Here is a 20,830-nt window from a genome sequence, read left to right as displayed (position 1 = left end):
ACTCCGGCTTGATCCTGACACGGATGTCAGGTCTTAACGTCGTGGCGTCCAACACGGGGCGACGGAAGGAGATTCCCATGTCAGGAGCGGTCATCATCGGTGCGGGTCCGGGTCTGGCGGCCGCGGTGGCGCGCCGGTTCACTCGCGAGGGCCTGCCGGTCGCGCTGATCGCCCGAGGCGCAGGAGTGGCGGATCTGGCGGCGGCGATCGAAACGGACGGCGGGAAGGCCGTGGCCCTGCGCGCCGACGCCACCGACGGTCCGGCCCTGCGAGCCGCCCTCGACGCGGCGGTGGACGCCCACGGGGTGCCGGACGTGCTGGTCTACAACGCCGCGATCATCCAGCGCGACCGGCCCGGCGAGCTGAGCCGCGAGCAGCACCTGCGCGCCTGGGAGGTGAACGTGCTCGGCGCGATGGACGCCGCCAGCCACCTCGCGCCGGCGATGGCCGGGCACGGCGGCGGCACGATCCTCCTCACCGGCGGCATGCCGCTCCCCGACGCCCGCTACGCCAGCCTGTCCCTCGGCAAGGCCGGACTCCGGGCGCTGACCGCGCTGCTCGACCAGGAGTACCGGCCGGGCGGGGTCCACGTCGCCACCGTCATCGTCGACTGCCACATGGTGCCCGGCACCGACTCCGACCCCGATCTCGTCGCCGAGCACTACTGGACGTTGCATCAGCAGCCGAAGGACCGGTGGCAGCAGGAGATCGTGCACATAGGCTCGACCCCGGTCTGAACGGCGGGCCTGTAGGCGTCCCGGTAGCAACCGCCGAAAAACGCAGAGCGGCCTCTGGTACGGGACAGTGACTGGCAGAGGCTCGTATTCATCTATGGCGTGTTCGCGGTGCCCATCGCGACGGTGATCGCAGCGGCGAGTCTGCGGTGTACCCGAAAACGACCGACGCCTGGTTCGTGTCGCGGGAGACGCCGCTCAGCGAGATCCATCTGTGGACTCCGCCGGGTCCACGCGGGGAGGTTCTTCCCGCCGCGGGGACGGGTCGGGGCTGGTCAGCCGGCTCTCCGAACCACTAGTTGGTGGACCGTCTTTCCCGAGGACGCGCTGGTCGATTCCTCATCCAGTAGCAGCTCGGTTCCATCCAGGCCTCGCCGGACCACTGCACGGTCTACCGGGGTGTAAAGACGCCCGTTTCCGTCACGGTGGCTGTTCTCGACGACGCGCCAGCTCAGGTAGAGGGTTCCACCGGGGGCCAGGACGTCCGTCAAACGCTGGAGGGACGCCCGGAGCAGGGCCGGGTCGAGGTGCATGATGACCGTTTCGCAGAGCACGTTGGTGAAGCTCCCTGCCTCGACCCCCGCCAGGTTGGGAAGAGCGGCGTTGCGGAAGGTGACGCTGGGATGCCGCTTTCTCGCCTCGGCCAGCAGTCCTTCGGACGGATCGAAGCCGACTGTCGTGAACCCTTGCGAGGCCAGCCATGCAGCGTCACGCCCGGCACCGCAACCGACGTCCGCGGTAGGGCCGAGGCGGAAGAACTTGTGTACCAGCGTCTGCAGGTCAGTGGGAGTGGGCTGGGTGTGCCAGTCTTCGGCGTACGCCTCGGCTTCGCTGTCGTACGAGCTGAGAGTCTGAAGGTCCATGATCGTGCCTTACTGGAGTCGATCGTTCTGCTGCCGGTGGCGACATCTCGGCGTTGGAAACATGCCGACTCAGAGTTCGGGGACGATCATGGCCGCGAAGGGCACGGTAGCGGCAAGCCGCTCGTCCAACAGGTCCTGGTAGTCAGCCGAGTCGTAGACCGCACGCGCCTGCTCGATGTCGCGGAAACGGAGCACGACGGTGTGAGTGCCACCCACCGACCCGCCTCCCTCGCCCAGATGAACCGTCCTACCGGTACTGGCCAGGAGCTCACCCCTGTCGGGACCCAGCAGCACCGGCGCCGCAGCCTCCCGGTAGACGTCCAAGCGCTGTGGATCGGTCACGTCGTAATTCAGAATCAGCAAAACAGTCACGGCTACCCGCCTTCAATTACACGCCACGAACCAGGAGCACCGGGCCGTACGACCCGGCCTTCCTATCCACGGCGATATCCCGATAGTCCCTGGAATCGGCCCAGAGACGAAACGCCGCCGCGTCAGGGAACTCCAACAGAACCACCTTGTCGTAACCCCATTCACCCTCCTCCACGTGAGGATGCTCGTCGGCAGCGAGCAACCGGCCCTCGAACCGGCGCAATACATCCATGAACCGAGCCTGATAACGCCCATAGGACTCCCGGTCGGTGATCGTGAACTGAGCCAGGGTGTACACCGCCATCGGATACTCCTTCTTCCCGAGGTGACCAGGCGCCCGCAACAGGCGTGCGGCCGGTTCGGTGTCAGCATATCTGACACTGGGCTTGACCTTGCCCCGCACGGCAGGGTTTGGGATCGCCGAAGGTGAATGAGCGGCGATGGGCAGAGCAGGATAAGGATCGGTGAGGTCGGCACAGTGTGCAGGCATAGCAGCGAAGGCGATGCGGGACGACGTGTCGCCGGGTTTGCTCGACTCCGACCGGCTCGGCCACAGCTGATCCGGCTCGGTATCCCGGCCGACCGCACGCGGCCGTTCCCGCGCTGCCCGGTCGCCGACGGCGATCATGCCGACGGCTGTCCGTCGGCATGATCGCCGTTGCGCCACAGCTTGATTCGAACCACGCGACGCCGCCGAGCTTGCTCGGAACGGATCGAGATCAGTCGATGATCAGGAGACTGGCACCGTTCGGCGCGCTGGACCGATGGGCCTCAGCATCATCGGCCACCTGGTAGCTTCCGCCCTGCCGTGTGACGACGACCCGGCCGTCCTCGAGCGTCGTCACCAGTTCGCCGCCAAGTACGAACAGCACGTGGCCTTTGCGGCACCAGTGATCGGCGACGTAGCCGGGGCTGTACTCCACCCGGCGGACGCGGGCTTCGCCGAAGTGCTGGACGCGGCTGCGCACCTCACCGCTCTCGCCGGGCTTGCTCTCCTCGGGGATGGCGTTCCAATCGGTCGCGGTGAACGGGAAGCCACTGAGATTCATGCGATCACGTTACACACCCATCAGACTCCTCCCGAAGTCTCACAGCCCCGGTTGATCCCGAATCAAGCCACTAAAGACTCCGGCCCCTTGCGGGTTGCCGGTCAGCTCGGACATCACCGCCTGCTCGAGCGCTGGCGCGAACGAGTCCTTGTCCATGACCAATGCGCCGAATTGCAGTGCCAGCCACCTAGATACGCTCGACTTTCCGGCCGCAGCAAACTCGGATGCAACGACTAAGCCTGGTGACAGCCCATCGGCGCCACGGAGCAGAGCATCGCGAGTCGCGTCGCCCAAAACCTGGATCAACTGCCATCGGTCTCCCCTACAACTTGTCCCCGAGTCGGGACGACGATGAGCGGCTTTCGCGCGTTCGTCGGCCACGGATTCGCCATAGCGGTCGAGCATCTGGACGCTGGCTCGGACTGGTGAGCAACTCCTTACACATGCACCCACCGCCACGGCAAGTCAACCAGCCAAGCCTCCGCTGTCCGGGCTGCCCAGTGACATCCAGGGGCTCATGGATATGTCCGCCGACGACCAGGCATCGTGCTGGTCATTGCTACTTCAACCGCGTCTCAAAGGGCCCACCGTCATGTCCGATGGTCCCCGACCTCCACAGCATCGCCCGCGAATTCCGGCACAACGGCGCCATCTTCATTGGCGAATTCCCTGCCTACGGGAAGTCCGTCGCAAACGGTCAGGGAGCCGAAAAAGATCATCCGGTTAGATCGAGGCGCGCCTCATGGCCGTCGGAGCGGAGCTGCAGCGAGTCGAAATTGTTGTCAAACGCATCGGGCGTTGCGACAGATCTGGCCTGCCGCGCACACCATGCCGCACTTACCGCAGTTTTTGGCGTCGCTGGCGAGGTTCACGCAAGTGCCGTTGCAAAGCGCTGTCCCTGGGGAACAGGTTATTGATCCAGTGCATAGCCCGTTGCGACAGGTCTGGCCTGATGCGCACGGCACGCCGCACCCACCGCAGTTTTTGGGGTCGCTCATGAGGTCCACGCAGGTGCCGTTGCATAGCACGGTCCCTGAGGAGCAGGTTGTGCATTGGGCGTTGCGACAGGTCTTGCCGGACGCGCACACCATGCCGCACCCACCGCAGTTTTTGGCGTCGCTCATGAGATCCACGCAGGTGCCGTTGCAAAGCGCCGTCCCTGAGGAGCAGTCGGCCGTTGTTCGGTTGCTACGAGCGGCCGCTCGTCCGGCGCCGAAAAGCGTGCCGGTCACTGCCGCGGCGACCATGCCGCCGACGATTCCCATCGCGCCGCGCCGGGACATCGTCGCCGTCGCCAATTCGCGAGTCAGGTATTCGAAGCGATCCTCATTCACGACCGGCTCCTCATGTTGTCTGTCTCCGGTCGCGACAAACGCCGATGCCAGTCACCGCCCTGACCTGCGGCGTATCGTCGGTCGCGTTCAATTTTACGGGAGGTCAGTGATGGGTGACGCGGTTTTGGCGGCCAGGATGTTGCTGGCTGTTGTGTTCACCGTGGCTGGTTTATCCAAGCTGAACGACAGGCTTGGGGTGCGGCAAGCGGTCGCGGATTTCGGCGTTCCGGATCGTTTGGTCGGTACGGTCGTGGCGATGGTGCCGCTCGTCGAAATCGGTGTCGGGATCGGTTTGGTCCCGGCGACCTCGGCGGGCTGGTCGGCGGCGGCTGCGATCGGTCTGCTGGTGGTGTTTGCTGCCGCGATCACGGGCGCGCTGGCCCGGGGACGACGGCCGGACTGCCGGTGTTTCGGGCAAGTGCACTCCGCACCGGTGGGGCCAGCCACAGTGGGCCGCAATCTCGTGCTCGCCGCGCTCGCCGGATTCGTGGTCTGGGGAGCAGCGAGCGGTCACGATCCCGGTCTGCTAGAGCGGGCCAGTCACGTCGCGCCAGGACAATGGCTGATCGGCGGGATCGTCGTCGTTCTCGGCGTTGCGCTCGCGGTGCAAGGCTGGCTGCTGGTGAACCTCGCGCGCCAGCAGGGTCGGATTCTGCTGCGCTTAGAGGCGCTGGAAACAGCGTGGCACGCCGCGGACCGGCACGATCCGATGGCGCCGGGATTGCCCGTCGGCTCGGTTGCACCGGTGTTCGAATTGCCGGGCCTGCACGGGGAAACACTGACATTGCACGCGTTGCGGGCCGACAATCGGCCTGTGCTGCTGATTTTCTCCGACCCTGGCTGCGGGCCCTGTGCGGAGTTGATGCCGCAAGTCGGGGACTGGCAGGATCGCCACCGCGACTCCTTGACGATCGTGGTGATCAGCCGCGGCGATGCCGCCGCGAACCGAACGACGGCCGCTGCCGGGGTGCGCAGGGTACTGCTGCAAAAGGACTCTGAGATCGCGGATCAATACCGGATCGACGGCACACCCGCTGCGGTCCTTGTCGATGCGCAGGGAAGGATCGCTTCGCCGACCGCGGCGGGAGCCCCCGCCATCACCGCCGTTGTCGCCGGCACCACAGCAGTCCAGCCCCCCGCTGATCATTCCGGTCCAGCAACGACGCCACCGATCGGGGCGCCAGCGCGCGATTTCACGCTGCCGGATGCCGCTTCTGAGCGGCCGGTAGCGTTGCGCGATTTCGGCGGAAAACGGGTGTTACTGCTGTTCTGGAACCCGGAATGTGGGTTCTGCGCCCGAATGCTCGCGGATCTGCGCGCCTGGGAAACCACGCCGCCGCCGGGTGCACCCGACCTCCTGGTCGTCTCGACCGGCACCACCGAACAGAACCGGGACATGCGATTGCGTGCACCAGTACTCTGCGATCGGACCAACACCGTCGCGCCCGCCTACGGGATCAACGGCACCCCGATCGCCGTCATGATCGATGCCCAAGGGCGGATCGCCTCCCACCCAGCCGCCGGAGCCGAGGCCGTATTCGAACTCGCCCGCGAACTCCTCGCTTCCGGCAAACGGACAAGCTGACCGCGAAGCTCGGACCTGACCACGTCAGTTGCCGCGGGGCGGCCTTGAGATACGGTCTGGCACAGCCCACAGATGATCAGGCCCACCCCGTACGCCGCCACTCGAACCCCGGTCGGCGATAGGCAACCAACGCAAACACCAACTCGCCCAACCCATCTCGGCATGGCTGGTGCGCCAGATCCGGGCGGTGGCTGTAGCGTACCTGGGATCTATCACCGTCGACTGCGACGATCCGGCCGTCCTCGCGAATTTCTGGGCCGAGCTCCTGGGCGGCGTGATCGCAGCCAGCAGCGAGAAGTTCGTGGGCGTCAAGCTTCCGCATGTGATCCTCACGGCCATTCGGATACCGAACTATCAGCCACCTTTCTGGCCGGATCAAAACCCGCCGAAACAGATTCATCTCGATCTCTCAGTTGCCGATCTCGATGCCGCACAGGCTGAAGCAGTGCGGCTCGGGGCCAGGCTTTGCGACTATCAGCCCGCACCCGACAAGCGCCGGGTGCTGCTCGATCCGGCTGGTCATCCCTTCTGCTTGTGTTTGCCAAGGTCACCGTGATCGGGTTGTGCACCGTCGTCTCGACATGACCCATCCGGCGGTGCGCAGCCTGCGCAAATACCCGAAAGGGTTGGGGGCAGCTCAGATTCGATGTGCGGTCATTTCCTGCGCGAGCTCGAAAGACCCATCCCCGTCGGCGAGATAGCCCTGCCAACGAAAGCTCGCGGTGGCGACGTCGAAGAATTTCCAGTGCACCCTGGTCCCGGTGTGGGTGGTGCCATCGAGGGTGATCTGCGCGCCGTCGGTGCTGGCCTTCAATGTCACGTACAGGCCCGAGTGGGGGTCGAGCCAGACGGCGTGCCATGCGTTCGTCGCGGGGTGGTAGCAGCGGATGGTGGTGCCTGGGTAGCGATTTGGGGCGGTTGGGCAGTTGAGGACGTCCTGTATGGCCAGGCCGTCGAGTGTCCAGCCGAAATCCCAGCGTCCAGGGTGGTTCGACCATGCGCCGTCGTGGTTTCGGAGACGGTTGTCGATGCGCCAGGATCCGACGAATCGGCCGAACAGCGCGAGTTGGTCGGTATATGCGGGATTCGGTCCGTCTGCGTGCAGGGCTGCGGGTAGTGCGGCGTTGGTAGCGCTCACATCAAACTCTTCTCAGTAGTTAAAGTGATTTAACTACTGAGAAGGGTAGGGTGCATCCCGTGAGGCGGTCAAGGAGGACGGTGATCGAGTGAACGACGATCTAGACCTCGGTGTAGAGCTGATCAACACCGTCTACCTCCTGGCCGATCCGCCCGACAGGCTGACGACAACCGAGTATTTTCGAGCGCTCCTGCGGCGCGGTGATGAAATCCAGTTGGCCGCCGAGCTCGCCGATACCGATCTCGATCGGCTGCGTACCCTGCGCGAGCAGCTGCGACCTCTCTTCGAATGCGAGGACCGTGCCCGGGCAACAGCTCTGGCCAATGCAATGTTGAGCGAGTATGCGGCGGTCCCTCAGCTATCACAGGATGGTGACGGTTCGGTCCGAATCCGCCCCGCCGGGCACGCACGCGGGTTCGACGCTCTCGCCGCCCGGATCGTTGCCGCGGTGGCCGAGCATCTTGTCGCGCATGGCATCCGGCGGTTGGGTGTGTGCGCGGCGGCCCCGTGTGACTGCGTGTTCGTCGATCGCACCCGCCCAGGCACCCGCAAATACTGCTGCGACGGCTGCAACGACCGTGCCGCCGCCGCAGCGCATTACCGGCGACGTCAGACAAACCGCCCTGCCGACGAGTGACCTGCAATCGACAGTTGCGGACGTTCCACCGGCCTCGGATCGGCACGGCCAGTTGATCTTCCGATGCCCGCACTGGCCGGTTCGGTCAGCGCGGTATGCGCCATTACAGCTCACTTGTATGGCAGGCAGGCTGCTACCGGCCCATCGGGCTTGCTATTCCTGGTCCGGCAGCCCATCGCAGTAGTTGCCGGACGGGCCCGCGGTCGGGAACTGGATCAGGCTGATGAGGCGGGGGCGGCGACCGGGGCGGGGACCATTTTCTGCGATCTTTCCCAGGGCCCTCTGCAAGGCACCGGCCGCCTCGGTGATTTCCTCGTCGCTGAGCCAGATGACGCCTTGCCGGTAGCCGATTTTGTCGGCGTAGGGATCGGCGCCAGGCCGGTCGAGATAGGCGTTGAACTCCGAGAGCAGAACCGCCATGGTCGCGGCGAAGGCCTGCCGGTGATCGTCGAGTGACATCGACTCACCGGCTTCGGGACCGATCCTCGGCCGGTCCCGGCGTAGCCGATCGTTCTGGGGTGGAGAAGGATAAACTAATCATTGCACTCCTCATCGGGACTCGGCTACAAGACCCCACTGCAGGTCCATGCCGAATTCCTGAATCAGCAGATAGCGGCATGAAATAGTCCTACGGAGTCGCTGTCCGGAAGCCACCGGGTGCCTCAAGGCTCGCCGGCCCCCTCCCCACCGGTCACCTGTTCGCATCCAGTGTGGATACGAACAGGTGACCGGGCTTAACAACGACTCATCCCTTGCACCTGAGAACTAAAGGAGTTTTAGGAGTCACCCTCCTCAAAGCTCCGATTCAAGTAGTCCTTATCAACCTCATACCGTCGGATGCAAAACGAATCCGGATAATCACGGAATCCAGCCTGGCCACGAAGTCGTTTTATCGCTTCATTTGCTTCATATTCAGACGAGTATAGTCCGATTAGCTTCACTTCATCTTGCCCCGGACTGAGACAATACTCGTGGGTTAGCATGAATACGGTTCGCATGTCCTTTTCGTTTCCTTGCACTATATGATCTCGAAGCTCGCAGCCCGAAGGCTTAACGCCTCATTTCCATGGATCATTCAACTTCGTAATCATAGGTAAAGAATCCACTAACCCAGGAATCTTCATTCAAGACCATCCGAGATATGAGGAAGTCCCCCGCGCGACTGGTAAATTCCGGGAGACCCGCCAGGCGTTCTACAGCCCGACGTGCAGATAAATCAGTCGAGTACACTCCAATGTAATAGGGCTGCTCGTCATCGGCCGCATCCTCATCGAAGTGTTCGAGCAGATACACTACATCCATGCCGATCCTCAAATTCTCATTGTGAGCATTCACACTTAGGGCGATCCCGGACTATTGTATGAAGGATTCGGCTTGTTCTGATCCGAGCCCTTCGGATCATATGCCGGGACTCTATTGTACCCCGGCGGATCTACGAACTTCCTGTCTGCCCACTTCTGAATCTTCTGATATTCAGTAGCCGCACCGGTTTTGTACTTCCCCGGCCCATAGATCGCATCCATGATCCGTTTTGCAAAATCTTTGCCACTCTCTCCAGCATATGGCCTGTAATTAGAATTCTTCACCCAGTCTGGAGCATCCGTTGATTTGCTTTTATCCGTGTCATCGGGCAGTCCAGGCTTTGGAATCTTAGTCGGCCTGTTGGGATCTTGAACTACCGGCTCCGGCTCTGTGGACTCACTCTTTTCAGGCCGTTTCCTACCCATGTAATACACTCCGGCGGCCAAGCCCGCCACAGCACCCACGACCATGAGACCCGCCCCGACTGCTTCGCAGGCGCCGGAACCCAAGCATCCAGCGATCGCGACCGCTACGGCTGCATCGGCTACTTCGTCGGTGCCCTTCAGATCCTGGTGGTTGATCGGGTCGCCGCTGACGTAGTCGTAGTCATTGGCTGATCCGCCCGGTACTGGATCGACCTGAAGGAATCGACCGAGGATCGGAAGGTAGGTGCGTGCTCCCATTTCGATGGCTTGGACGCCACCCAGATGTTCGATGGGGCGTTCGTACTGGCCGAGCCAGCCGAAGTCCATACCGCCCTGTGCGGTGGCGGGGACAGGAATGTCGCCCATCGCTCCCGTCGCCGGATCGATGTTCTGACCGTACGGATCGTAGAGATAGATCTGCGCGGAACGCGTAGCGGACCCGTCGGCGGTGAACAGGATATCGCCGTGCAGATTCGGATATGACCAAGTCGTTGGGGGTAGGGGTGTCGACCCACCAGGCAGGGTGAACCCGCCCCCCGGTGTCGACTGGGAATAGTTCACTGTCAGAACCACCCCGCCGGGCAGGTTCAGGATTCGCTGCACCATCGTGCCATTGGCGTCGAGAATGACGTCGGCGCTATCGGCTGTGGAGGCGTACCCGTAGTGGGTGGTGGTGTTGTTCGCCTGCTGGGTCGCCCCGGTCACGCTACGGGTGATCAACCGGCTGGCCGGGTCATATCCGTAGGAAATCAGTGTTCCGGCAGCGGTTTTGGTGGAGGCGTGACGATCAGTGGCGTCGTAGCCGAGTTGGTCCCCGCCGACCTGGGTCGCGTCGCCGTGTGCGTCGTAGGTCAACGACAAGGCGATTGCGCCGGTGGTGGACAACAGCCGGTCGGCGTTGTCATAGCAGTAGGCCGTGACCGCGGGGGTGCCGCCGTCGAGGACATCAGTGAACGAGGTGCGGTTGGTATTCGCACCGGCTCCGGTGGCAGGGCCGCATCCATTGGCACCGTCGAACCTATAGGCGAGCTGGTGGTGTGGAACCGCCGCTGCGACCAGGCGACCGACCCCGTCGTAGGTATAGGAGTAGTTGGCGACAGCCTTCCCGTCCGCGGTGACCGCGTCGTCGGTGATCCGGTTACTGCGGGATCGGATCACTGTGTCTGTGACCGTGGACTGCGACGTTTTCCAAGTCAGTGCGGTTGGCACGCCGGCGCTGTTGCGGTTCAGTGAGTCGAGGCGAGAGCCGTTGCCGTACGCGACGCTGGCCAGTTCATCACCGTTGGCGTAGGTGGGAGTGGCGATCGTATTGCCGTCGAGGGCAACCGATGTCAGGTGCGACGCGTCATCCCAGCTGTAGGTGGTCACACTGGTGGCAGTCTTGACGGTGACGGTGTTGTTTGTCATGCGCCCGGCCTGGTCGTAGACGCGGGCCGACACGACTCCGGAAGCGTCGGTGTATTTCACCGTCTCACCGAGCAAGTCGATCACTGTGGTGATCGATCCGGATGCGTCGGTCATGCTCGAGGTCAGCGGATCGCCACCCACCGCATAGTTGGAGGTGACGGTACGGGCAGGTTGGCCACCGAAGGCAGGGTAGGTCTGTTGGACCACGCGGCCGCGGGCGTCGTAGCTGACGCATGCCCAATCGCCAGTACCGATCCGGGAGGCCACGACGCGTCCAGCGGTGTCGTAGACCTTCTCGGTGGTCAAGGCCGAACCGTTGGCGGGCGTGGCTCCCGTGACGGTCTTGACCAGCCCGGCCTGAATAGCCGCTGGCGCGGCTGTATTACACGGGTTCGCGCGGGTCTCTTGGTCCCCGTAGTAGGTGTTGGTTACCCGATTGCCGGGAGAGCTGACATCGCCAGCGGGCAGTGCGCCCGCGAGGCTTCGGAGATATCCGTTTCCGGGTGTCTCGTAAGTGTGCTTTGCGGTGAGGTTCATCCCACCCGGGTCCGCGGTAACCGAGACCGCCAGTCCCAATACTGGATCTATCCCGGTGCCAGGATCTGAGAACCCGGTAGCAGTTTTCGATGACGGCGCGCGCTCAACGCTGCCACCGGAGGTGTCCTCTGTAAGCGTGGCAGTCTGCAACCCGTAACGAGGTGCCAGGCTCTGCCCCGGTACCGTCACCGGCGTCGAAGAGCCCGGTGGGGTCCACGCGAGATTGAGCGCACCCGAGGTACCGGAATGGTTGTAGTAATCGACCCGGATCCGATGCCAGCTACCGGCAACGCCGTTGGTGTATGTGCCAGCGACGGTGGTGACGGCCTTGTCGTTCCAGGAGTCGATCAGCAGAACATCGTCGATCCACAACCGGACCCCGTCGACAGCGGTGAGTCCGATCGGGTAGTCGCCGGCCGCCGGGAATTGGATCTCACCGGAGAACCGCCCCGACCAACCACCGCTGTTAGCCACCGGCGCCGCGTTTGTCCAATTCCCCGACAGGGTGCCGTCAGTGGTGCCGACACCGGTCGTCCACAACTTCGGGGCCCCTGACAGGTAGGGGTTGTCATAGAACGCCGCCTGCAATCCAGGAATGCCTTGGTCGTAGTCGGTGTGCCTGTGAGGCATCGACGGAGCACAGGCTAACGTCGGCGTCTGCCCAGTGAAGCATGCCCCGGGTGCAGGACCGTAGGTGTCCGTCGCGCGATCAGCGTGGTCATAGATCGTAGTTACCTGTCGACCTGCAGCGTCGACTACAGCCTGACGCAGGTCCTTGCCCGGCACCCACACTGTCGACGTCGTGTTACCCAAGGCGTCGGTGCCGACCAGCGTGCGGCCAGCATCATCCATCGTGACCTTGCGCACGAACCCGCTCTGCGGGCTCAAGCCTGCCACGTGCACCCACCCCACGTGGCCGACGAAGTCGTAGCCGTAGGAGTGTTGAGCACGGGCCGGTAGTTGAAACCCCGTTCCCGTCTGCGGCAGCGTAACGCTCGTCGCCCGGTACTTCTGCTCCTTCATGGAGTCTGCGTTACCCGGGATGTCTGCGCTGAGGGTGTAAGTGACATCGGTCTCGACACCGGCAGTGACAGAGAACGCCGACTGGGCTGCTATCCAATCGTTGACGAGCGGGGATCTGATAGTGACCAGCGGACCGTGGGGACCGTCGCGATCTTCCACCGGGTCGATGGTCGTGCAGACGTCGGGTTGGCCCTTCACGGGGTTGGGGTGGCAAACCTTCTGCTGCAGGATCTTCAGGTACGCGAAGTCTGATATCTCCCCACCCGGGTTTTCGATCCGCAGCAGGGTCTGGCGGTCGTACCACAGACGGGTTTCGGTGCCGTCCCAGTAAGCGATCCGGCACAGCTTGCCCTGCGGGGCGCTTGTTGCCCCGGCCGGCTTGGACGCGCCGCCATAGCAGGAGTCGCTGTTGTCGGTGTTGTAGTACAGAGTGTGCGTGCGTCCTGACACCGGGTCTTTGATCTGTGTCAGCCGTGGTGGAGTACCCGAGTAGAGGTACTGCAGCGAAGCAGGTTTCTTACTGTCCAGCACGGAGGACACCGCTGCAAGAGTGCCATCTGCGTTGAACAGCGACACGACACCGTCCTCGGTCACCGAGATCTGGCCAGCCGCGTCGAAGGCCAGGACACCGTCCTCGTCCGGGGGCGGCGCGTAGCCGCCGGGAGTGCGCACCCACGTATGCGTACCGCCAGCCGTGTCGGTCAACACCACAGCACCGTCGAGTAGTTCGGCGTGGGTGTAGCCTCCGGCCTGGTTGGCCAGCGTCCAGCCTGACGGGAGCGGGGAAACATCTTGTGGGTACAGCGAGTCGGTGGTCACCAATTGTGGTCGGGCCGGGTCAGTTTGTACCCACAGCTGCATCAACGCAGGGTCCAGCGTCTTGTGGTAGAGCTCGACCTTGAGCGGAACTCGCTGGTTTTGCTGCAGCGCAATCTGATTCGACCAGCCGTTCAATCCGACCTGGAGCGGGTCGGCGTTGAAACGGTTTTGCTGATCGTAGATCAGGTTGCCACCAACCCAGATCCGTGCGCCATCGATGTTTACACCAGTGAACTGATAGTTGCCCGCAATGGTGGCCTGGAAATAGCCTTCCCAACGGATCACGTAAAAGTCCGGTGCCAGCGCCGGCGGGCTTGTGCGGGATTCCAACGCGCCTGGATTCAAATTGCCGTTGGAATTTCCGAGCGGATTGGACCAGTTCAGGTTCACCTGTGACTCGTTGCGCACGAGCACCGGCGTGTTGTCGGGAGTGCCGTTGTGCTGGGAATCGTTGAAATACGACGCCCGCATGCCGTGAGGTTCACCAGCCTGCGAGTTATAGGCGAACTTCACCCCTGCGCTGCCGCCCACCGCAGCAAATCCGGGGCCGCTGATCTCGCTATGGGCGTTACCGTTGAACAGGTTGACCCTTACCGGGCCCTCATCATCGGTCGGTACCGGTCCTGGGTCACCGATCCGTTGGTCCAACCGGAAGTGGCGCACCCAATTCGCGGGAGTTACCGTCACCCCGCCCTTGATCGCGGTATCCACGGTCCACGTGTAGCTGCCACCATCGTGCAGCACATATTTCGGGACCGTCCACGACGGGGTGTCCAGGCATCCGGAGTCCACGACACTGCCCGATCGGCCGTCGATGCCGGTCGAGACCTTGAAGCAGTACTGTGTGGCATCCCCCGAGGGGTTCGACACCGCGGTGGTCTGCAACGTCGGGGTGAGCGTTGCCACCACAGCGTTATCGACGGGAGTGGCGGGTACCGAGACCGGTGGCGCGGTGCCGTAGTCGAGGACCAGCTGGACCTGGAGTTGCTTATAGGACAGGTCGCCGGTTTCGCTGCCGGTCAGCATCAACCAGGCATTGGGGTCATTGTTGGCCACTGCGGCGGTGACGAAGTCGGTCAGTGCCTGCGATTGCATGGTGCCGGTCGCACCGATCGGCCCGGATGCAAGCGGGGCACCGACCGCGTTGTACCCAAGGGGGTTGGTGGCCTTCGATACGGCCGAGGTGAACGAGTTGGAGGTGCCAGCGGTGCCGGTCTGTTGGAAGGCCAGCTGTGCACCCACCACTGTTTTTCCGGCTACCGGGGTGAAGTCGAAGCGGAAGGTGGACCGCCAGAACAGGTTCTGGCCGTTCGGCAGTGAGTTGCCGACGGCGATACCGCAGGTGTTCTGGCATGAGGTGGCACCGTCGGAGGAGTACGCAAACGATGCCGGCTGTGTGCTGAATCCGTAGGTGTAGGTCGGGTCTATGGTGATCGGGAAGACACGCTTCTTGTCGGTCAGCCAGCCCTTGGCGACCGACACCGTCAACGTCCATGCATCACCCTTGTGGGCAAGCGCATACTTGCCGCCGGTTTGCGCGGCGGTCTTCTTCCTGTCTTTGCTGTCCTTGTTCGCCGAATCGAAGACCTGGATCGGCGGGAACGCCGCCACCTGCTCGCCCTTTGAATCAGCGATTACGACGCTGTCGCCCTTGAGTTCGGGGGTCAGTCCGTTGCCGAGCTTGAGGGTGAACGTCCACCGGCCGTCGCCCACCGCCTTGGCGTTCTTGACGACTACCGCTTCCTTGACTGCCCCCGGCTCGACGGTATAGGTCAGGTCCTGGCCTGTCAGCACGTCGGAGTAGGTGACGGTGGAATCCTTGACGGACCGCTTGACCTTCTTGGCCCCGTCGAGGGCGAGTGACACCGGTGCCTGACCCGAATCGACCTCCAGGAGCTTGGGGTCATCGGCGTACGGTGCGAACTGGGTGTGCGCACCGTCTCGCACCACGGCTGCCTTCTCGTTCGGCTTGTCCACCACTCGTGTGTCCATTGCCGCCCAGCCGCCGTGCCCGTCGGACACGCTCACAGGCGTCTGCGACAACGCCACCGAATGCGAGCCATTTTTGTTGACGTATTCGATCGACTTGCTCGACCGCCCCGATTCCTTCGACGTCTTCGGGTCGAAGGCAGTACGGGCGCCTTTTATCAGCGGGGTGAAATCACCCTGCTGATCCTTCTGTTCGGGCTCCTTCAAAGGTGTCGCGCTGTCGACCGGCTTCAGTAGCGGTAGATGCCGCGCACCGTCGATCGAGTACTTACTCGCCGCAGTCGGTGTCACCATGACATGTACGGTTTGCGCCGCTAACGCAAAAACTAAGATCGCGGCGGCGACCTTTACCCACGTATGCGTCCGCGCGTAGAACCACACGCGTCGCCACAATCGATAGGACATATCCCTTTACAAACTGTCACGCCCCGAAATCGGGGCTATAAATAAGAAGATTCACGAGAACCGTTGACCTGCAGGACTATCCGCGTGCACTAGTTCGGAATGCTACGGATCACTTCGAATTCAGCTCGAGAACGAACCAACACAGTCCAAGCGGCAGGAGCCTGGGCTCCCCCCAACAAGGTCGCCGTTCATCGGCGGCGTACTCATGGCACTCCGCGGGGCCAGAGCCGCGCAGTCTGCGGCGCGCTCATGTGTCGTACCCGGTTGCGGCACTGTGTACTTGGTTCACGTAGGCAGAGGAGTGGTTGTAGGCGAAGATTGCTTGTCGCCAGCCGCCGCTGGTGGCCAAGTCCCCACCGGAGGCACAGAGGTAACGGCCCGCAGCAAGTGCCGCGTCATCGATGTTGTCGGGGCTACCCGAAAGGCCCTCGGTCGCAATAGGTTTACCGTTGACCAGCGCGTTGGCGAGAGTCTGGTAGTCGGCGCTTGCGCGTGTACCCCAGCGGTTCCAGGTGTCGGGAATGAATTGGAACGGTCCCATGGCTCGCGCGTACACGGTGCGACCTGAGCGGCCGGTGGCGCGCGGGTCGACGATGACGGCGTTGCCGGCGGTTCCGTTGAGGGCGACGCCGCGGATCGGCGGTATCACCGTGCCGTCCGAGGCGATCGTCGCGCCGCCGAAACGGGCGTGGTCGCTTTCCACGCGGGCGATTCCGGCCAGTGTCGTCCATCCGAGGTGGCACGAGGGCTGTGCCTTCGCCATCACGACCGTGGCGTATCCGTAGGCTTCGAGTGCCCGCGTGGGGATGCCGTGTTGGTCGGCACGTGGTTGCGCCCAGGCACGGAGTTGGTCGAGTTTGTTGTCGACCGCGTCGAGGCGGATCACTGGCATCGGTCCACCGGTGCCGGGTGCAACGGGATCGGGAATGCGGCTGGGCCCTTCGCCACATCCGGTGATCGCCATGGCGACCGCTGACAGCAGCAGGGTCAGCCGAGCCGAGACCACTGTGTGGCGTCGCACTCCGGGGCTGTATGGGTGGGTCATGGTTCCTCGAAATTCACTGTCTCGATAGTGCTTTCGCTTCCGACTGCTAGCCGCAGGCACGTGTCGTGGTCGGCGCTGGAGTCGATGGAGAGGAGGTCGTGGGTGGTTTCGAGGTCGAGGGCGGCGGTGGCGGTGTCGACGTCGGCGGAGTCGAGGTCGGCGGGTGCGCGAGTGTCGGCGAGGACAGCGGCTGTGTCGGTTTTCTCGCCGTCGTGGTCGGCGCTGTAGTGCAGTGAGATGGCGTCGGCGACGGAGTGAGCGAGGTGGACGGCGCGGTCGACGGCGTCGGCGACGATGTGGAGGGTGGGGTCGTCGTAATGGCTGGCGGAGGTGTGGTCGACGGCGGGGTCGTGACCGGGGGCTGCGTTGTGGTGACAGGCGGAGGCGTCGTGGCCGGCGGCAACGTTGTGGTCGTTGGCGGAGGCGTCGTGGTCGAGGGAGGTGTTGTTGTCGCTGGTGAGGGTGTCGTGGAGTCGGTGATGGTCGTGCTCGGTGGGCCGGCGGTCACCGTGACGGTGGTGACGGTGGTGACCGGATCTGGGGTGGAGATGACCGAGGGTTGAATGGTTTGGCCGGGATCGGGCTGCGGGGTAGAGCCGAGGGAGAGAGTCGCGCTCGCGCTGATCGAGACGCTGGGTACCGCCGTTGTCGTCGGGGTATCGGTTGTCGTGGGCGGCGGGGTGGTCGTTGTGTCCGTCGTGGTGGTCGGCTGACTGGGATCGGTTGTCGCGGTGGGCGAGTCGGCGGGACTGGAATCGGTTGACGTCGCTCCGCCGGCAGGATCGGGCGTGGTGGTGTCAGCGGGAACCGGAACGTCGGTAGGGGTCACCGCGCTGTCGGCCAGGCCGATCGCCGGAGTTGTCGATCCGGTTTGGGTCGTTGTCAGGTCGTCGTAGGTTTGCGTATCAGCTGGCTCCGACGACGACGGGGTAGCGCCCGCATGGTCGGTTCCCCTCGACTCCGCCGCGGCAACGACACCGACCGTGAGACTCAGCACCACAGCACCTGCGGCTACCTTCGGCAGATGACGCCGGATACCCCGCTTTTCGAGAGCACGAGCGAGTCGCTGCCACGTGTCAGAACCCTCGAAGCGATCCGAGATCTTCTGCCACAGTGCGGAACTGGCGATCTTGCCGACTAGCCATTGCGACAAACTTGGGCCTGACTCCCCAGAAGCCTTGTCGCCCTCTGCCTCGTCATCGATGTCGTCGATGACGAGTGACGAATCGTCGAGGTCCTTGGGATCACCATCCGGGAGCACGGCGACCTCGCCGGCACCGACGGCGGAAACCACCGGACCCGGGTTCTCGATTCCGTCGGTGAGGTCCGGATCGGTGCCATCCTGTGCGGGCAGTACGGCGTCGTCATCAACGCCGGATGCGTCACCGCCGGAAGCGTTGTTGCTTCCGGGAGAGTCGTCGACGTCTGTGACATCGGGGTTGGCGACGACGATGACTTCTGTCGCCTCGGTATCGATGACATCGTCATCGAAGTCCTCAACCGACTCGGTTTCGTCGAGATCGATGACGCCGCTCTCGGGCATCGCGGCCGACTGGTCCGCGTCACTGTCACGAAGGCTGCTCCCAGGAGCGGCGAGGATTTCAGTCGCGCCAGGATCGTCGTTGTTCGGTTCGTTGCTATCCAATGCTTGCACCAGGTGTTGCTTTCTTCTCCACTACGACCCCCATCCGTAGCCCCGACGCGCAAGGATGAACCCGGTTTGGCCAGCGAGGGCCTCACGGACGATCTGGTCTCTGGTTCCTAGGTCCGCCGACGAGAGTGCTCAGTACGGCGCGACATCACCGACGAACGCCGCCTTCACGCGGTTGCGCTGCGGCCTTCTCCTACACCGACTGTCACGAGCCCGGAATCAGACTGTGAATGAAGCTCCCGACAAATCCACCGATCACGTTCGCGGCAGACCCGCTGTTGGCCTCCGGCGAACCCGTGCTCAGCGACCCTCCTCCCGAGGAGCCACCGCTGACCGACGGACCGGTGAACGATGAACCTCCCACCGAGGATCCGCTGGTGGATGATCCTCCACTCGACGACCCGGACTGCCCGCTGTCGTTGGAGTTGGAATCGATCGGCTGAGACGAAGGAAGATCACCGGCACTCGGCGTCACAGCCAGCGGCTGCGCATTAGCTGCCACGGCGGGTGCTGCGAGCGCGCCCGCAACCGCGATCGCGGCGATCCCACCACGGACACGACCGTTCGAACCGAACACAAGCATTGATTGACGACCTTTCACAGTGAATCGTTCTGAGCTGCGCACGACTATTCCGGGAATAGACCACGCCCCTGGGCAGCCTCCAGAAATGTCGTCAGCTCGAACGCGTTCGACATCACGAACTACACGCGATCGGACAGCCGCATACGCAAATGCGGAACGGCATAAATCTCCTCGCAACACGCACCCGACAAAGCGTGCACGTGATTGTTCGCTGCGGCCGTCCCTGCCCTGGACGACCGCCGCGACCTATGGAACAACTTCCCGGCCCAATGGCCGGCGATGACTCACACCGTCTTCTCAGCTGCTCCTCAGGTTTCTCGTTCGAGCAAGACTGTGCAGGCCAAACGCACGCGGCGCAAGTCGAGATCTCGTACCCACCCCCCGACCCGACAACCCTTGCCATGAGATAGCAATCAGCATGCACCGTCGTTCGAATCCCGTTCTACTCCAGGCAAATTAGGTGCAAGATCACCAAGGTTCGAAGACCCCGATGGACTCGCATCAGGCGAGCAACCAACCACCCACCCGCACACAGCGATTAGGCGGCAACCACACGAAGATCCGGTCCGGATACATCGAAACTGGGCGGCTGAACAGCAGCCCTCAACAGGTCCTTTGCACCGCTCACGACCGAACCGAGTCGGTTATTTCCCACGTCTGGGTGACACTTCTTGTCACAGTTCCGCCAGAGGGAACCAGACTGCCATAAACCGACCCATCGGCCCCATCACAACCCGGGCCGATCGATCCATAGAAATCGATCAGCATGGCGACCAGGACCGTCTCGGCTTACACCAGTTTGGTCCGGCGAACAAGGAGCGTCTCGAAGAATGCACGAAGCACCTTGCTTGAGGTGTGATGTTCATAACAGTGCATGTTTCAGATTAATGGCGTAATAGTTCTTTCTGCGTAGTTGAATTGCGTTGCCGCGAATTCACCAACCAGGGGGCGTCGCCTAATCCAGATGATTTGATCGACCACTCCTAGGTGCATCTGGCCGCGCGTGAGGTTGTCAGAAAGGCCCGCTGTGCAAATCGCCGCACCTTCGGTTCCCGACCCGGACCCTGATCATCGGTCTATACCCCACGCACACCTAAGCCCAGTCCGGCCTGCCGGGCAGCGCCGCAGATCTGAGAAGCCATCGTGGGGGTATGACCGGCCCGAAGTCGGGGTTTACTTGCGCCGACGCCGTGAAGCCCTGGGACTGACACAGGAGGAGGTAGCCGTCGCAGCCTTGACGACCCTGTCGTCGCTACGGAAATGGGAAGCCGGTCTACGCAAACCCAGCACCGAGAGCCTCACCGTCTGGTGCCGCGCACTGGACCTACCGGACTGGACGCTGCGCAAGATCACCTCACTCGTCCTCAACGGGATGGACGCCCTCCAAGTGAATACGCTGCCGCTGATCATCAGCGACGACGACCTCGATCATCTGGAGATGATCGCAAGCCCTGCCTACTACCTCAGCTTCCCTCACATGGACGTGCTCGCCGCCAACACTGCCGCTCGAAAGCTCGCACCCGACCTCGTGCCAGCCGACCCCGACTCACCCCGGCCCACCAATGTGGTCGAGTGGATCATGACCAAGACCGCCCGCGACCACATCGTCAACTGGCAAGCGGTCGCCACCCGTACCATCCACATGCTGCGGGTGATGGGACCAGGCCTCGTCCCACAACAACGACTCGACGAGATCTTCAACTCCTGCCACGCGCAGGCACCGAAAATCTTCACGCGGCTGTTCACCACCGAACTCACTAAAGCCGAAGCCGAAGACGACTCGGTCCTCGTGCGAAACCCAGCCACCGGCACAGTCGACCTGTATACATGCCGATCCCTGCGCCCCATGCAACCTCTGCGACCCTACGAGCAACTCCAGATCGTCAAGCGCAACCGACCGGCTCGGTAAAACCGGGATGGGTGCAGCTCTCG

Annotated in this window: 19 protein-coding genes; 8 read left to right on the top strand and 11 right to left on the bottom strand. The window is 63.2% G+C overall.

The window, feature by feature from the left end; translation table 11 throughout:
- Positions 1-77 precede the first annotated feature (77 nt).
- Positions 78-737 carry an SDR family NAD(P)-dependent oxidoreductase gene (locus ABZ909_RS25035; RefSeq protein ID WP_357003619.1) on the top strand — a complete coding sequence of 220 codons (660 nt, stop codon included), beginning with the start codon at positions 78-80 and terminating at the stop codon, positions 735-737.
- Between the two features lie 272 nt (positions 738-1,009).
- On the opposite strand, the gene ABZ909_RS25030 is transcribed toward ABZ909_RS25035, so the two are convergent.
- The 6 genes from ABZ909_RS25030 to ABZ909_RS25005 form a co-directional block, all read right to left on the bottom strand.
- Positions 1,010-1,597, bottom strand: coding sequence for a class I SAM-dependent methyltransferase (locus ABZ909_RS25030; protein ID WP_357003616.1), 588 nt, complete (start codon positions 1,595-1,597; stop codon positions 1,010-1,012).
- A 69-nt stretch (positions 1,598-1,666) separates the two neighbouring features.
- Positions 1,667-1,969, bottom strand: coding sequence for a DUF1330 domain-containing protein (locus ABZ909_RS25025; protein ID WP_357003613.1), 303 nt, complete (start codon positions 1,967-1,969; stop codon positions 1,667-1,669).
- Between the two features lie 16 nt (positions 1,970-1,985).
- Positions 1,986-2,273 carry a DUF1330 domain-containing protein gene (locus ABZ909_RS25020; protein WP_357003961.1) on the bottom strand — a complete coding sequence of 96 codons (288 nt, stop codon included), beginning with the start codon at positions 2,271-2,273 and terminating at the stop codon, positions 1,986-1,988.
- A 415-nt stretch (positions 2,274-2,688) separates the two neighbouring features.
- Positions 2,689-3,018: a DHCW motif cupin fold protein gene (locus ABZ909_RS25015; RefSeq protein WP_357003610.1), complete on the bottom strand. Its 330-nt coding sequence runs from the start codon at positions 3,016-3,018 to the stop codon at positions 2,689-2,691.
- Between the two features lie 39 nt (positions 3,019-3,057).
- Positions 3,058-3,423, bottom strand: a complete 366-nt coding sequence (locus tag ABZ909_RS25010; RefSeq protein WP_357003607.1) for a hypothetical protein — start codon at positions 3,421-3,423, stop codon at positions 3,058-3,060.
- Between the two features lie 377 nt (positions 3,424-3,800).
- Entirely contained in the window at positions 3,801-4,265 is a 465-nt protein-coding gene (locus ABZ909_RS25005) for an MXAN_6577-like cysteine-rich protein (RefSeq protein WP_357003605.1), read from the bottom strand.
- Here ABZ909_RS25005 and ABZ909_RS25000 point away from each other — a divergent pair.
- Positions 4,264-5,937 (top strand): MauE/DoxX family redox-associated membrane protein, encoded by a 1,674-nt coding sequence (locus ABZ909_RS25000; RefSeq protein WP_357003603.1) that lies wholly within the window; start codon positions 4,264-4,266, stop codon positions 5,935-5,937. The two genes, ABZ909_RS25005 and ABZ909_RS25000, sit on opposite strands and share 2 nt — an antisense overlap.
- 187 nt (positions 5,938-6,124) lie before the next feature.
- Entirely contained in the window at positions 6,125-6,493 is a 369-nt protein-coding gene (locus tag ABZ909_RS24995; RefSeq protein WP_357003601.1) for a VOC family protein, read from the top strand.
- A gap of 81 nt (positions 6,494-6,574) precedes the next feature.
- Here the strand turns inward: ABZ909_RS24995 and ABZ909_RS24990 are convergent, their stop codons facing one another.
- Entirely contained in the window at positions 6,575-7,075 is a 501-nt protein-coding gene (locus ABZ909_RS24990; RefSeq protein ID WP_357003599.1) for a hypothetical protein, read from the bottom strand.
- 88 nt (positions 7,076-7,163) lie between these two features.
- Between ABZ909_RS24990 and ABZ909_RS24985 the strand changes: the two genes are divergently transcribed.
- A complete protein-coding gene (locus ABZ909_RS24985) occupies positions 7,164-7,712 on the top strand; it encodes a CGNR zinc finger domain-containing protein (protein WP_357003597.1) in 549 nt (182 codons plus the stop codon).
- Between the two features lie 153 nt (positions 7,713-7,865).
- Here ABZ909_RS24985 and ABZ909_RS24980 read toward each other — a convergent pair whose 3' ends face one another.
- The 4 genes from ABZ909_RS24980 to ABZ909_RS24965 all read right to left on the bottom strand — a co-directional run bounded on the left by ABZ909_RS24980 (position 7,866) and on the right by ABZ909_RS24965 (position 16,640).
- Positions 7,866-8,171: a hypothetical protein gene (locus ABZ909_RS24980; protein WP_357003595.1), complete on the bottom strand. Its 306-nt coding sequence runs from the start codon at positions 8,169-8,171 to the stop codon at positions 7,866-7,868.
- Positions 8,172-8,783: 612 nt separating this feature from the next.
- Entirely contained in the window at positions 8,784-9,014 is a 231-nt protein-coding gene (locus ABZ909_RS24975; RefSeq protein WP_357003594.1) for a hypothetical protein, read from the bottom strand.
- Between the two features lie 35 nt (positions 9,015-9,049).
- Positions 9,050-15,508 carry a PA14 domain-containing protein gene (locus ABZ909_RS24970; RefSeq protein ID WP_357003592.1) on the bottom strand — a complete coding sequence of 2,153 codons (6,459 nt, stop codon included), beginning with the start codon at positions 15,506-15,508 and terminating at the stop codon, positions 9,050-9,052.
- Between the two features lie 358 nt (positions 15,509-15,866).
- Entirely contained in the window at positions 15,867-16,640 is a 774-nt protein-coding gene (locus ABZ909_RS24965; RefSeq protein WP_357003590.1) for a murein transglycosylase, read from the bottom strand.
- A 122-nt stretch (positions 16,641-16,762) separates the two neighbouring features.
- On the opposite strand from ABZ909_RS24965, the gene ABZ909_RS24960 reads away from it, so the two are divergent.
- From ABZ909_RS24960 to ABZ909_RS24945, 4 genes are all read left to right on the top strand, one after another.
- A complete protein-coding gene (locus ABZ909_RS24960) occupies positions 16,763-16,900 on the top strand; it encodes a hypothetical protein (RefSeq protein WP_357003588.1) in 138 nt (45 codons plus the stop codon).
- Positions 16,901-16,918: 18 nt separating this feature from the next.
- Positions 16,919-17,227 carry a hypothetical protein gene (locus ABZ909_RS24955; RefSeq protein ID WP_357003586.1) on the top strand — a complete coding sequence of 103 codons (309 nt, stop codon included), beginning with the start codon at positions 16,919-16,921 and terminating at the stop codon, positions 17,225-17,227.
- A gap of 1,318 nt (positions 17,228-18,545) precedes the next feature.
- Positions 18,546-18,758: a hypothetical protein gene (locus tag ABZ909_RS24950; RefSeq protein ID WP_357003584.1), complete on the top strand. Its 213-nt coding sequence runs from the start codon at positions 18,546-18,548 to the stop codon at positions 18,756-18,758.
- A 1,143-nt stretch (positions 18,759-19,901) separates the two neighbouring features.
- Positions 19,902-20,807 (top strand): helix-turn-helix domain-containing protein, encoded by a 906-nt coding sequence (locus ABZ909_RS24945; RefSeq protein ID WP_357003582.1) that lies wholly within the window; start codon positions 19,902-19,904, stop codon positions 20,805-20,807.
- The last annotated feature ends 23 nt before the right edge of the window (positions 20,808-20,830 follow it).

The organism is Nocardia sp. NPDC046763 (assembly GCF_040645495.1).
Lineage (GTDB): Bacteria > Actinomycetota > Actinomycetes > Mycobacteriales > Mycobacteriaceae > Nocardia.
This window is presented reverse-complemented; position numbering and strand designations above follow the sequence as displayed.